Raw genomic sequence first — 13,580 nt, 5'->3', positions numbered from 1 at the left:
TCCTACCAGCCGAGCCTGTCGAGCGCCTGCTCGACCGGCAGGACCACGCATCCCTTGGAGACCGCGTGCTGAACGAGGTGCTCGAAGGTCTCCGGCGTGCAACCATAGGGCGTCGGACGGGCGGCGATGTCGTGGGTAAAGAACACGAGCCAGCCCGGCCGAGCGGCCACATCGTCGATCCATCCGGTCAGCGCCCGTGCATCCGCCTCCGGCTGGCGGATCTCCACGGCCTTGAGCATCAGCGGGTCGACGGCCGTGCGATTGACGCTCTCGCCGGCCGCGCGGCAGGTGCGGTAGCGCCGCCCCAGTTCACGGCGCGCCATCGGCCAGGCGGCATTGTAGGGAAACGCGAAGTTCGTCGCAGCCGCGTTGACGCCGCTGCGCTTCAGATAATCGGCGTTACGGTCGAGGTCGCGGACAAGGCCGCCACTGCGCAAGCGCCTGATCTTGGTGTGAGAATAGGTATGGCAGCCGACTTCGTGGCCTCGATCGGCGAGATCGGCACATCCCTCAGACGAGATCAGCGTGCGTTCAACTTCGATACGCCCGGCCAGCCCGCCAGCGATGTAGAACGTGCCTCGCACGCCGTGTCGTTCGAGGATCGTCGCCCCGTTATGAAGCGCACTGTCCGGCACGTCATCGAAGGTGAAGGAAACGAGCGGCACATCGGTCACGACGTCGCGCGGCTTGGCCGCGAAGCGCCAGATCAACCGGTTGGCGACGCGATCGACGAGGCCGTCGACGGTTTGCAGGAGATCAGACATAAACGGCTCCGGATTTTACCTGCTGCGGGGCCACCGAAAGGACCGCCCGCGACTGTAGGTGCAGGCCGTAAAGGGAAAAGAGGAAAGTGAACCACAGGAGGTTGCCGCCCTCGAAGAACAGGCTCTCGAGACCGGCGTTGAAGATCGTGTAGAGCCAGACGCGGATATAAAGCCGGGTAAGGTGGGAATGCTCCTCGGCCGGTGCCAGACGGGCGATATTCAGCAGAGGCAGGACCAGCAGCCAGAGCACTGTCAGCAACAATCCGGGAAAACCTGTCATCAGGGCGATGTCGAGATAGGAGTTGTGGCCATTTGCGGCCGCAACCGCCCAGGTTTCGATCGAGCCACCGCTATTGACGAGTTCCGACGTCTGCCAGAAAGCCTTGAAACCGTAGCCGGTGATCGGTTGTTCGGCGAGCGCCGTGAAGGCGAAGCGCCAGATATCGGCACGGTTGGTGAAGGTTGCATCAATGCCAAGCTCGGTGATGAAATCGCTGAGTGGCTTGAACACCGCGGAGCCGACGGCGAAGAGATTGAACAGACCGACCCCACCGATGACGATCGGGATGCGCAGGAAGCGGAATCGTTCAAAAATCCAGGCAAGCAGCACGATCGCCGGCAGCATGGCGGTCGAAGTCTTGCCGCCCGTATGGAGCAGGAAGTTGAACGACAGGACAACGATGGCAAGGCCCGCCAGTCGCGACCAGACGTTCATGACGAAAAGGCCAAAGAAAGCCGCAATCACCATGGCTGCGGCGGCACTGTTCTTGTGAGGGAAATGGCCGCGCCAAAGGCCGGCGTTCATTGGTTCGCGCAGTTCGGAGGCCTGGTGGATCGCAAGCGTAGGCTTGAAGAGAATGCCGTAATAGGCGACCGCCAGCATGAACAGGGTGCCGATGCCGAGCATCTTGGCGAAATGCCGCTCCGAAGCTGGCAGCAACAGATAGACGCTGGCGTTGATCGTCACCATCACGGCGAGCACAGTTCCCTTGATTCCGAACATCGGATACGCCGAAATCGCGGAGACGAACAGGAACCAGATGTAGAGCACGGCCAGCAACAGCCGCGGCTGCAGAATGATACCGCGCAGCGGGTGTGCGAGCCCATAGGCGAACATGCCCGCAAAGAGTGCAAGCGATACGATCTGGTTCAAGCGATTGGAATTGCCAGCAGAAGGATCCAGCACCGCCGCCCCGGTCAGGTCGATGAAGGGCGTGGTCGTTATCCAGAAAAACAGGAACGTCGCCATGAAGAGCACGGTCCCTATGCGGGCGCGGAGCAGGTCCGCCGGGCTCTCGTCGCGATAGACGGCGCTCGTCATGCCGTCCCCTCTCTCAGGCCGTCACGGGCCGGCGTCCGCGCAGGAAGCGCCACAGCCCCAGCGTCAGGGCCAGGCCGATACCAAGTGCGAGGCCGAAGATCACGCCACCCGCGAGCAGGATCAACGTACGCGGCGGCCAACTCCGTGCGTTCGGCGGCAAGGCGCGCGAGATCACGCGGACATTGGTCGTGTCGATCTGCTGGCGCTCGGTAATCTGCTGAGCGCGCGCCAGATGGGTCTCGTAGATTGCAGCCTTGGCCCGAGCATCTCTCTCGAGATCCCGAAGCTGTACCTGGGCCTCGTTGTCGGAGAAAACGTTCGATTTCTCGTCGCTTGCCTTGGCACGCAAGGCGGCAAAAGCCTGCTGCTCGCGATCCATGTCCGCCTTGGCGCGATCGAGAATGCGACGCGCCTCGTCGGCCATGGCCCCTTCCAGGGTCGTGCGCTCGGAGCGGGCATTGACGAGGCGCGGGTGCCGCTCGCCATAGGTGCGCTGCATCGAGGCGATCTGCTGCTGCAGCACGTTATATTGCTCGCGCAGGTTCGTCATGTTGACGGATTCGAATTCCGAAGCGCTCGCGGTGCGACCCTGCGCAATCGCATCGTTCATCTGCCGATAGCGCGTCTCCGCCTGGATGAAGCGCTGTTGAGCGTCGAGAACCTGCGTGTTCAGTTCGTTCGAAAGCTGATTGCTGACAAGCTGACCATCGTTGGTGGACTGGAGGCCATTCTTGCGGCGGAAATCCTCGACGGCCCTCTCAGCCTCGGTCACGTTGTGGCGCAATTCATCGAGGCGCGCATTGAGGTTCTGAGCAACGCGACCGGCGCTTTCGGCGGCAGACTGAAACAGCTCCCGCTCAAAGGCCGCGACGATCGCATTGGACAGCGTCACCGCCTTCGCCGCCTCTTCGCTCCAGACCTTCATCACCACGACGAAGGAGCGCTCCTCGCGCCGCGCTTCGACCCGCTCCGATAGTGCCCGCATCGCGGCAAGCTCATTGCCCGCCTGCTGTTCCGCCTTCGTCGAAAAAAGGCTCTTCAGCGAAGCGAAGACCGAGGGTTTCACGAACTCCGGATCCTCGGAGAGGCGCAGTTGGTCGATCACACGCGACAGCACGTTGCGCGATGTCAGAATGCGAAGCTTGCTTTCCACCTCCAGCAACTGCGCGTCGCGCTGCGGGTTGGAGGTGAAAACGTCATCGCTGACGACATTCAGATTGGAGGGATCGACAACGATGTCGGTATAGACGCTGTAGCGCGGCGTCGCCGTCATCGCATAGGCGAGCGCGGCGGCCACACAGAGCATCACAGCGACCACGATCCAGAGGAGCCCTTCTCGCAGCCAGCCGATGATATCGTCGACACCGATGTTGCCGAGTTCGTTCAACCCGGGGAAATAACTGTCGCGGCGCTGTGGCGTTGGGACAAGGGCACCGACCTGGTGCCGCGATGCTTCCGAGGGGCCGCCGGCTCTCGGTCGGGCGACTGGGGGCTCATCGCCCCCCTGCTCCGCTTCCGGCAAGTCAGGTGACAGCAGATCGAGCAACGAGCCTCTCGCGACCGGCACACCCTGATCGTGCACCGGACGGCTCGGCCTCCGTTTTTCGGCCTCGTCCGGCCTATACATAAGCATCCCTCACGCACGCCCATCAAGACGCGAAGATCGTGACCCCGCGAGCCGCCTTCCATCGCAGAATTAGAGTTGTAGGGTGAATTTTCCGTTAAACGACGGGATCGCAGCTTAACGCCGACGGTCAGAAGTCGGTCAGCAACCGGCTCCAGCTTTCCGACGCCAGTCCGCCGACATAGATATCATTCTGCTGGGCGGCATCCTTGAGATCCGCGTGCCGCGTCACCATGCAGAAGTATCCGCGATGATGGAAGGAAAGCCACCTCTGGCGCGAAATTGCATTCATCAGGAATGGCTGCGCACTGCCGACGGCAAGAGCGTAGCCCTCCGTATCAAGCGAATGGAACATTTGTGCGGTGACGTCGAACTCACGGCCCGCCTCGCAGACAATGTTGAGCACCGTCGCCGTCCCTCCGGCCCTGCCGAAATAGAGATAGGCGCCGATGACACGCCCGCTCTCGTTCAGGACCTCCCGGCAGAGGAGTTCGCCCAAGCTACTGTTCAAACCGGCGACCGCCATCAGCCAGCCGAATTCACTCCTCGACCAGACAGGTCTGACGGCAAAGCGCCGGAGCATCGGCTCGGCGCACTCGATAAAAGCCGCGGGATCGACGGCGCGCGTTGCGCAACCGGCGGCGGCATCCGGCTTCGTCCTGGGGCGGCGGCGGCGCAGAATTCGATCGGCAGCCGCGAGCGGCCCCAATAAGGCCCTTGATCGGAGAAGCGGTACCTGTCGGCCGACTGTCAGAGCCCAGGCTGTGAGTGGCCGGAAGGATCGACGCCAATCGAGGCTCTGTATCGGCAGTACGATACCGCCGCCGGCCACCCAGTGATCCGCGCTGACCGGCGACGAATTGTCCGAAAAGCACATGTCCTGTTTGGCGGCGCGCATGGCACGGGCAAGGCAGGCCGCGCCGACTGCGCCGGCCTTGCCTTCGGACATGAAGGCGCACAACAGCTTCGCTACTGTCCGCCGACCGTTGACCGTGAACTCCATGGGAAGCGCCAGGATGGCGCTGCCGATGCCGCCGGTCCCATCGTCATAGACGATGCTGCCGTTTTCCGGGGTATAGAGCGGGCTGCCGAAGAAGACGGTCTCGATATACTGCCGAAGCTCTTCGCTTGCTGCTCCTTCGCGCTTGCGAAAGATCCGGGTGAACATGCTGCTGACGATGGGGACATCCCGGGGCTCCATCGCGCGTACCTTGCCGTGGCGGACCATTTCCCGCGCGAGCGGTCTCGCGGCCTGGATGTTCCCGGCCTCAAGCTTCATGGGCCATCCTCGCCACCAGGGGCGCGCCACCGGCCTGTTCCCTATCGCGCCGTACGAAGCGCAGGAAAACGGCCCAGGAAACGATGACCATCGCGATTTCGATGACGTAGAAGGAGATGAACGTTCCGGCCGGCGGTGCGTACCAGGTAGCCCAGGCTGTGAGCGCCGCGCCAAATACGCTGCCGAGCCCCATGACCGAGGCGCGCGCCGGATGGTGGCCAGACGCCCCAAGCGCCTCCATCGCCACCGACCACATGGCAAGCGGCACCACGACCCAGCAGAGGATGCGGACGAAGGAAACGAGAGAGACGTAATCCTTACCGAAGAGATAGGGCAGAACGGGCGCGAGCACGAAGACCGCGATGGCGGCGGCTACACTGATCGAGGTGGCGGCAAGAAGCACCTTGCGCACACGCTCGAACGCGTGATGCAGCCCGGCTGCAGTCGCCCTCGCGGAACCGGGATAGATCAACCGGTTCAGCGCCTCGACCGACAGATAGCTGCTCTCCAGCATGCGCCGCGCGACGCTGTAGCTCGACATCACCTCGGCGCTCGCCACAAGGCTTAGCACCAGAAGGTCGGCATTCTGCCTGACGGCGCGCAGGATGAACGGGATGCTGAAATAGAGCCCTAGCGGCAGTTCTTCGCGCACGATGCCATAGGTCGGCCGCCCCAGCCCCTTGACGGCGCGCCAGCATCCGACAGCCACGAGCACATGGCAGGTGAACTGCCACACCGCCCAGGCGGCGACCGTGGCCACCCCGAAGGCGACACAGGCGAGCGCCGCGGCAATGGTGCGCGCCACGGCGAAGCCGACGACGACCTTGTTTGCCGAGGCAAAATTGGAATGGGCGAGGAAGATCTGTTCCGCCAGCACGATGATGCGGACGAAGACGATGTTGGTGATGAGCATCAGGGTGATCACGGCAACATTGGTCGCCGGATCCGCTGACAAGGTGAAGAAGAATGGCAGCACGGCCGCGCCAAGCAGAACCAGGATCACGCCACTCACGGTTGTCAGCAGAATGTTGTGCCCGAGCATGCGCGAGTACATGCTGCGATCGCGCGCCACGCGGCGCACCAGGCACTCCATCGCGCCAAGACCGCACAGATGTACCGCAATGTTGGCGACAGCGGTAATTGCGACGAAAACGCTGAATTCATGTACGCCGAGCCAGCGCGCCAGAATTGCAAACGTCAAAAGCTGGGCGGCGGATCCGATGACGAGACTGCCACCGGATGCAGCATAGGACATGATCATCGAGAGGAACGGTCTGTGCGCCCGTTCCTTCACACCTTCCGAAGCCATTCCGATCTGCCTTTGACACAAACCCGCGGTCCATTGCGCAAAAGCGCACTCAATGACAACGAGCATCCCCTTTTGATCGCTGCGCAAAGTAGCAGGCAGAGGTGATTGCGCGGTTAACGCACGCGCCGTAATTGCATTTGAGCTTCGTTTACCCGATTACAATAGGCTCCAGCGCTGCGCGTCCATAAATTTATCCAGGAACAATTCGACCGAGGACGCGAGGGGGTGGACGTGCCGCACAACGACAATCATATCCGTCTGCATCGCTTCATGGGCGTGGACCTCGAACTCGCACCCGACGTTCTGGTTCCGCGCGAGGAAACGGAACTCCTCGGGCGAAAAGCAGTGTCGATTCTCGCCGATGGCCCGGCGGCACCGATCGTGATCGACATGTGCTGCGGCTCCGGTAATCTCGCGCTTGGCATCGCCAGCGACATCCCTTCCGCCCGCATCTGGGGTGCTGACCTCACGGACAGCACCGTGGCGCTGGCGCGCCGCAACGTCGACCGGCTCGCGACAGGCACGCGCGTCTCCATCCGGCAGGGCGATCTCTTCGCCGCCTTCGAGGGCGATAGTCTCGAAGGCACGGTCGATATGATTGTCTGCAATCCGCCCTACATCTCGACCGGACGCCTTGAGGGAGACCGAGCGCACCTGCTCGAAAACGAGCCGCGCGAGGCCTTTGACGGCGGCCCCTACGGCATATCCATTCACCAGCGGCTGGTCCGTGACGCCGTGGCCTTTCTGAAGCCCGGCGGCTGGCTGCTGTTTGAGTTTGGCGAGGGCCAGGATCGTCAGGCGGCAGCACTTCTGTCGCGCCTCAAGACCTACGAACCGGTGACATTTGCGACCGATCGCGACGGCAAGCCGCGCGTCGCCATTGTCAGGAAAATCGACGACCAGACGGGAAGCTTACCCAAATGAGCGAAATACGTTCGCTCGAACGCGCGGACATCCCAGCGATTGCAGGCATGTTCCAGCGGGTGTTCCGCAACGACCAGAGCGCACCGCCGCCAGCGCTTGCCGATTACATGCAGCAGCTCTACCTCGATGCGCCCGGCTGCGATCCGGAGATACGCCCGCTCGTCCATGTGAACGACAAGGGCGTCATTTCCGGATTTGTCGGCGTCAATGTCCTGCCAATGGTGCTGAATGGCCGCCGGCTGCGCGCGGCAATCTGCGGCTCGCTGATGGTCGAGGATCGCGAGAACGATCCCCTCGCCGGCGCTCGCATTCTCAAGGCCTTTCTGGCCGGCCCGCAGGATCTCTCTTTCAGCGAAACCGCAAGCGACGTCTCGACACAGATGTGGACACGCCTGCGTGGCGTCGTCCTGCCGCAATACAGTCTCGATTGGGTGCGCGTCATCCAACCCGCTTCTTTCAGCCTGAGTGTCGCGTCGAACCGCATCAAGCCGGCGCGGCTTGCAGCCCCCTTCGCACGGGCGGTTGACAGCGCCTATCGCAAGCGGATGGCGCCCGGCGAGCAACGCTGGTCCGCCGTGTCTTCCGCTGGCACCAGCCAGGGCGGCTTCACGACCCAGGAAACCGATCGCAACGGCTTTGCCGCCGTGGTCGATCGCTTCATCGCCCAGTTTCCGCTTCGCCCGGAATGGGCTCAAGGGCAGCTCGACCATATTCTCGGCGATGCGGAACAAAAGCCCGAACAGGGCGAGCTCATCTATGCACTGGTCGCCGCGCGCACCGGCACGCTCGTTGGCGCTTTCGCCTATTACGCCAGGGCGGGCGAAATCGGGCGGGTACTACAGGTGCTGGCGCTGCCGGGCCAGGCCGGTCCGGTTATCGACTGTCTCGTCGACCACGCCTCCAAACGCGGTCTTCCGGGCCTCAGGGGACGGACGCAGCCGGCGCTCATGGAAGCGATGCTCGGACGTCGGATTGCCTTCGTCCACGTCGCCTCGACGGTGCTTCATTCCCGTGACCCTGCGATCGTCCAAGCCTGCCGGGACGGGCAAGGCTTCTTCAACGGCATTGCCGGAGAACACTGGTGCCGGCTGATTGCGGGTCAGTTCGACTGATGACTGCATGTCTCCTTAAATCGACCTGGATTTAAGGACAAAGACATGCAGAAAATCAAAGTTCTACAGCGACTTTTGCGCGTCTGATAAGACGTGCGGCGCTACAGGCCTTCGGTTATTGCGATCTTCCGTGAAGCCATCGCAATAACCCGCCCGCGCAATGAGACTTTCGATCAGCCTTTGATCTCCTCCACCGGCTGCACCAGCTGTGGCCCCAGATGCAGGTAGCGCGTCGCCTTGCGCTTCGCGGCGATGTCCGCCCAGACCCGTTCCACCTGCGTGGCCGTCAGGCCAGCCGCCTTGGCGACGGCGTCGATCTCGATGCCGTTGTTGAGCCCGTAGAGGCAGAGGTCCATGCGGTCGTATGGCAGCGAGAAATAGAATTCCTCCTGCGTCTGCTCCAGAGAGTAGGTATCCGTCGTCGGCGGCCTGCGTCGGATCTCCTCGGGAATGCCGAGATAGGCCGCAAGCGCGTAGACCTGCGACTTGTAGAGATGGGCGATCGGCTTGACGTCGGCCGCCCCGTCACCGTTCTTGACGAAGAATCCCTGGTCGTATTCCAGTCGGTTCGGCGTGCCGAGCACCGCGAAATTCAGCCGGTCGGCGTGATAATACTCCACCTGCTTGCGCGTGCGCTGCTTCATGTTGGTGGCGGCGACGATGCCGAGGTAGACCGACGGCGGCATGCGGTGCTTCGAGCGCGTGCCGTCGGGGCTTTGCACGACGAGGGAGGAGATGTTGTAGCCTTCGCCTTCGAGCGCATTGGCGATGACGATCTTCGAGGCCCATCCGTCGCCGTAGTCCGGGACCAGTACGCGAATAAAGGCATCGCGACGCTCGTAGCAACCCATCGCCTTCAGGGTCGGACCGATATCCTCGATGATTGCTTCGACGCCGAAAGTCTCGGCCACGAGGCGACCAAAGCGCAGGCTCTCGGGATCGGAATCGTTTTCCGGCATGAACAGACAGAAGACATTCTTGGCACCGACGGCACGCACGGCGAGCGCCACCGAAACGCTCGAGTCGATGCCACCGGAGAGCCCGAGCACCAAACCGCGCTTCTTCATCGCCCGCAACTGTTCGCGCAGCCCGGCGACGATCCGGTCGGTTTCGGCCGCATGGTCGATCGTCAGCGTCTCCGCCGAAAACGGGCGCGCGCCCTCAGTCATCAGAATGTTCATTGGGCAGGCTCCATCGTCTCTGCCGCAAGGCGGCGGCTGACCTTACCAGTATCTGTCTTCGGAAGTTCGGTGCGGAATTCGATAATCTTCGGCACCATGAAGTCTTCGAGGTGACGGGCGCAGTGGCGAATAATGTCCTTGTCCGTCAGGCCGGGATCGGTAAGCACCACCAGCGCCGCAATCGCGTGACCGAGCACCGGGTCGGCGACACCGACCACCACGGCTTCGGCAATACCCGGATGCGCATGCAGTACGGTCTCGACTTCCTTGGGCGCGACCTTCTCGCCGCGCGTCTTGATGATGTCATCCTTGCGGCCGACGAAATAGAGGAAGCCCTCCTCGTCGGTCTGGAAGAGGTCGCCGGTGTAGAGCACCTTTTCCCACGGGTTTGGCCCCGGACGCAGCATGCGCTCGGTCGCCGCATCGTTGCGCCAGTAGCCCTGCATGACGTGGGGACCGCGAATGACGAGTTCACCGGGAACTCCCGGCGGAACGCGCTTGCCCTCATCATCGACCACGAAGGCTTCGGTATTCGGTATCGCGATGCCGACCGAACCCGGCCGTCGGTCGAGTTCCTCCGGCGGCAGGTAGGTGCAGCGCTTACACTCCGTCAGCCCGTACATCGAATAGAGCCGGGCGCTCGGGAAGAGTTCGCGCAGCCGTGCGATATGCGGCGGCGGCAAGGCGGCGGCGGTGTTGGAGAGATAGCGCAGGCTTGGCAGGAAGCCTGGTTCCAGATCGCGCATCTGCAGGATCATCGCCGCCATCGTCGGAACCAGCGGGAAGCCGGTAACGCCCTCCGCGCGGATCCGCTCGAAGATCGCGTGCGGGAACGCGAAGGATTTTTCGAGCACCAGCGTCGCACCGATGCGGATCGCCATCAGCAACTGGTAGAGGCCGTAGTCGAAGGCAAGCGGCAATACGTTGAGGATAATATCGTCGGGCTCGTTGCGCAGGTAGGTGGTGATTGATTGAGATGCCGCATCGATGTTGCGATGGGTCATCATCACGCCCTTCGGACGGCCGGTCGAGCCCGAGGTGTAGATCAACATCGCGAGGTCCACATCGATACCGCGATGCGGGACAGGCGTTGGTGCTTCCGCAAGGCAGCTTTCGAAGGAGATCGCGTCAAGCGGCGTCTGGCCGTTGGCCGCAGCCGTCGAAGCAACAAAGATATCTGATTTGCCGCTCAGCGCTTGCGCTTCCGCGACGATCGGCATCATCTTCGCCTGCGTCAGGATCGCAGCCGCTTCACAGTCGGTGATGATATAGGCGAGCTTGTCCGCCTTGGTCGAGGCGTTGATCGGGCTGAAGGTCGCGCCAGCCTTCAGGATCGCGAAGATCGAGACAGCCGCTTCCCAGCAATTGTCCATGAAGACGAGCACGCGATCGTTGCGTTTGACGCCGGCCCGCGCGAGCGCGGCAGCCAGCCTACCCGATAGATCGTCGAATTCGCCGTAGTTGAGGCGGCGGCGTTCGGTGACCAGCGCCGTTTTCGCCGCGTGCCTGGCGGCGTTGCCAATAAGGAATTGCTCGAACCGCATGGACGCCCCCTCGCGCCTTGATTATGCCGTGGCCGGCGCCGCGACCCGGGCCTCGACGAAGGCCGAAATGCGCGCAAGAGAATCGAGGTTCGCGGGCACGATATCGGCATCCCCCATGGCAATGCCGAACTGGTCCTCGATAAAGGCTACAAGTTCGAGAACGCCGGTTGAATCGATGATGTCATTCTCGATGAGCGACGCTGTATCGGCGAGATCGTAGGATGTATCGCCGAACAGGAAGTTTTCGATGACGAAGGCTTTAACCTTGTCCTTGATCGTTTCCGTCATGTGGTTTCCTTTCCTAAATATTTCAGGCTGCTTCCGCCGCGCGGACGCTGGTGCCGGTGAAGGTTTGCAGCCAGAGCTGCGTCGAAAGGACTCCGACGAAGGCCGCATTGTCGCGGAAGCCGGACACCGGCTGCGACTGGCATTTTTCGTAGAGCTTCGTCACGGCTTTGGCATTGAAAAGCCCGCTGTCGCTGATGCGCGCCTCGCTCATGGCATCGCGAACGTAGTCGAGCTCGCCCGCACCGGTGAAGGAATGGCTGTCGGGCGCGCGATAGGGCTGCTTGGTCCGCTGGCCGATGGAGGGCGGCAGCAGATCCTTCGTCGCTTCGCGCAGGATATGCTTCTCCACCAGTCCCTTCAGCTTCATCCCGGGCGGCAGGCGGGTCGCGAATTCGACGAGACGATGGTCGAGGAACGGGAAGCGCCCCTCGATCCCATGGGCCATGGCCATGCGGTCGCCCTGGCTGGAGAGAATATAGCCGGGCAACAGGAAACGGCTTTCGAGATACTGCGCCTGGTGTAAGGGGTGCCAGCGTCCGAAGGTGGCCGGAAGCCGGCTAGCCAGGTCCTCCGCCGCATCGTAGTTGCTCAGCCGCGTACGCAGGTCGCCCGAGAAGAAGATCTTGGTTGCCGCCGTACTCTTGAAGCGTGGCCGGTGCGAGAAGAGCGGGTCGTCGAGCGCCACATCGCCGGCACCGAAGAACGCCGCGAGATATTCAGCCGATTGCTGCTGCAGTCCTGGAATATAGGGATAGAGCTTGCGGAACAGGTGCGGGCGTATGCGCGATCCAGGCTGGCGGCCACAGAACCGACGGACCCGTGCCTCCTTGAAGATGTCGTAGCCGGCAAAGACCTCGTCGGCTCCTTCGCCGGTCAGAACGACCTTCAGCCCCTCGTCGCGGACGAGGCGCGAAAGCTGGTAGAGAGGCGCCGGCGCCGTTCGGATGATCGGCCGCTCCGCAAAGCGGACGACTTCCGGAAAGGACCTGGCAATGTCACCCGCCCGGCAGGCAACGGCGCTGTGATGCGTGCCGAGCGCTGTCGCCATTTCCATTTGGAAGGCGCTCTCATCGTGTTCCACGCTGTCGAAAGTGACGGAGAAGGTCCTGAGCCCTTGCGGCGCCATGCCGCTGGCCATCGCCGCGACGATGGAGGAGTCGAGCCCACCCGAAAGGTAGGAGCCGACAGGAACATCGGCGCGCATCCGGATCCGGGTAGCATCCGTGAGCAGCGCACGCAGTTCTTCGGCGGCAGCGCGCTCGTCCGTCAACAGCGGCGATGCCTCGCGATCGGGGTAGTCCAGTTGCCAATAGGGGCGGATCGCGACCTTGCCCCTTTCTGCAATCATGAGATGTGCTGGCTCGAGCTCATGGATGTCGCGAAAACCGGTACGTGGCGCAATCGGCGCCCAGAGCGTGAAGATCTGGTCGAGCGCGATCGGATCGAGTTCGGCAGAGACTCCCGGCACCTGCAGCAAGGCCTTGATCTCGGAAGCGAAGTAAAGCGTGCCTCCATGCGTCATGTAGAACAACGGGCGTACGCCCATCCGATCGCGCGCCAACATCATCCGCTGGTGGCGGCGATCCCAGATGGCGAAGGAAAAGTCGCCATTGAGACGGGACAGACACTCCTCCCCCATGACATCGTAAAGATGCAGGATCACTTCGGTGTCGCTCGAGGTCCGGAAGCGCCGGCCCTTTGCGCGCAGTTCCTCGCGCAATTCGACATAATTGAAGATCTCGCCGTTGAAGGCGATCGTAAGTTCACCGGTCTCGTCGGACATCGGCTGCTGTCCGTCGCCAAGACCGACGATCGACAGGCGTGCATGAGCAAGACCGGCCCCTTCGTCGACGAATACGCCGTTCTCGTCAGGGCCGCGATGCGCAATCGCGGCAACCATTCTCTCGAGGAAGATCTTTGCGTCTGGAAGTGCGCCGAAATAGCCACCAAAACCGCACATGTTCAAATACTTTCACACCGGTCGATCACCGCCGAAGCATAGTTCGCGTGAGAGACTCATGGGTTAAATCTCCGGCATTTTCTGGTTGTATGGTAAATGCCATGGTTAAGGCGTCAAACCTGACATGGGGCAGGAGAATTCTAAGCTTAGATGTTTGATCCCAGGCTTTGATGGGGCATCCTTATCTTCCGAATCAAAGGATGCGCTATGGGCCAGGTTCTTCATGGGAGCGCCACGACGACAGAGGCGGTCCGTCGAGCGATACAACATAGTC

The 13,580-nt window shown here is 62.2% G+C and carries 11 protein-coding genes; 2 read left to right on the top strand and 9 right to left on the bottom strand.

Translation table 11 applies throughout. From position 1 onward, the window contains the following. Nucleotides 1-2 precede the first annotated feature (2 nt). The 5 genes from ACQ5BM_RS12065 to ACQ5BM_RS12045 all read right to left on the bottom strand — a co-directional run bounded on the left by ACQ5BM_RS12065 (nt 3) and on the right by ACQ5BM_RS12045 (nt 6,297). Nucleotides 3-764: a polysaccharide deacetylase family protein gene (locus ACQ5BM_RS12065; RefSeq protein ID WP_429811196.1), complete on the bottom strand. Its 762-nt coding sequence runs from the start codon at nt 762-764 to the stop codon at nt 3-5. Then, nucleotides 757-2,085: an O-antigen ligase family protein gene (locus tag ACQ5BM_RS12060; protein WP_429811194.1), complete on the bottom strand. Its 1,329-nt coding sequence runs from the start codon at nt 2,083-2,085 to the stop codon at nt 757-759. The genes ACQ5BM_RS12065 and ACQ5BM_RS12060 overlap by 8 nt, the downstream gene beginning before the upstream one ends. A gap of 13 nt (nt 2,086-2,098) precedes the next feature. Continuing rightward, nucleotides 2,099-3,712, bottom strand: a complete 1,614-nt coding sequence (locus ACQ5BM_RS12055) for a GumC family protein (RefSeq protein ID WP_429811192.1) — start codon at nt 3,710-3,712, stop codon at nt 2,099-2,101. 127 nt (nt 3,713-3,839) lie between these two features. Continuing rightward, nucleotides 3,840-4,988: a GNAT family N-acetyltransferase gene (locus ACQ5BM_RS12050; protein WP_429811190.1), complete on the bottom strand. Its 1,149-nt coding sequence runs from the start codon at nt 4,986-4,988 to the stop codon at nt 3,840-3,842. After that, nucleotides 4,978-6,297: a lipopolysaccharide biosynthesis protein gene (locus ACQ5BM_RS12045; RefSeq protein WP_429811188.1), complete on the bottom strand. Its 1,320-nt coding sequence runs from the start codon at nt 6,295-6,297 to the stop codon at nt 4,978-4,980. Before ACQ5BM_RS12045 ends, ACQ5BM_RS12050 begins: the two co-directional genes overlap by 11 nt. Nucleotides 6,298-6,522: 225 nt before the next feature. On the opposite strand from ACQ5BM_RS12045, the gene ACQ5BM_RS12040 reads away from it, so the two are divergent. After that, nucleotides 6,523-7,221 carry a N5-glutamine methyltransferase family protein gene (locus ACQ5BM_RS12040; RefSeq protein WP_429811186.1) on the top strand — a complete coding sequence of 233 codons (699 nt, stop codon included), beginning with the start codon at nt 6,523-6,525 and terminating at the stop codon, nt 7,219-7,221. Then, the gene (locus ACQ5BM_RS12035) at nt 7,218-8,333 is read left to right on the top strand and encodes a hypothetical protein (RefSeq protein WP_429811184.1); all 1,116 of its coding nucleotides are present in this window, start codon (nt 7,218-7,220) and stop codon (nt 8,331-8,333) included. The genes ACQ5BM_RS12040 and ACQ5BM_RS12035 overlap by 4 nt, the downstream gene beginning before the upstream one ends. Before the next feature lie 173 nt (nt 8,334-8,506). On the opposite strand, the gene nadE is transcribed toward ACQ5BM_RS12035, so the two are convergent. Genes nadE through asnB form a run of 4 tightly spaced genes read right to left on the bottom strand, consistent with a single transcriptional unit; the run spans nt 8,507 to nt 13,306 of the window. Beyond that, a complete protein-coding gene (nadE, locus tag ACQ5BM_RS12030; protein ID WP_429811182.1) occupies nt 8,507-9,514 on the bottom strand; it encodes an NAD(+) synthase in 1,008 nt (335 codons plus the stop codon). Beyond that, complete coding sequence (locus ACQ5BM_RS12025) at nt 9,511-11,058, bottom strand: class I adenylate-forming enzyme family protein (RefSeq protein WP_429811180.1); 1,548 nt, start codon at nt 11,056-11,058, stop codon at nt 9,511-9,513. Before ACQ5BM_RS12025 ends, nadE begins: the two co-directional genes overlap by 4 nt. Nucleotides 11,059-11,079: 21 nt before the next feature. Then, on the bottom strand, nt 11,080-11,346 hold the full coding sequence (locus ACQ5BM_RS12020) for an acyl carrier protein (RefSeq protein ID WP_429811178.1): 267 nt from the start codon (nt 11,344-11,346) through the stop codon (nt 11,080-11,082). Nucleotides 11,347-11,368: 22 nt separating this feature from the next. After that, entirely contained in the window at nt 11,369-13,306 is a 1,938-nt protein-coding gene (gene asnB / locus ACQ5BM_RS12015; protein WP_429811176.1) for an asparagine synthase (glutamine-hydrolyzing), read from the bottom strand. Between the last annotated feature and the right edge of the window lie 274 nt (nt 13,307-13,580).

The organism is Ensifer sp. B1-9 (assembly GCF_050474445.1).
Taxonomy (GTDB): Bacteria; Pseudomonadota; Alphaproteobacteria; order Rhizobiales; family Rhizobiaceae; genus Ensifer.
Note: the sequence above shows the minus strand (reverse complement) of the source record. Positions and strands in the feature narration are given on the sequence as shown.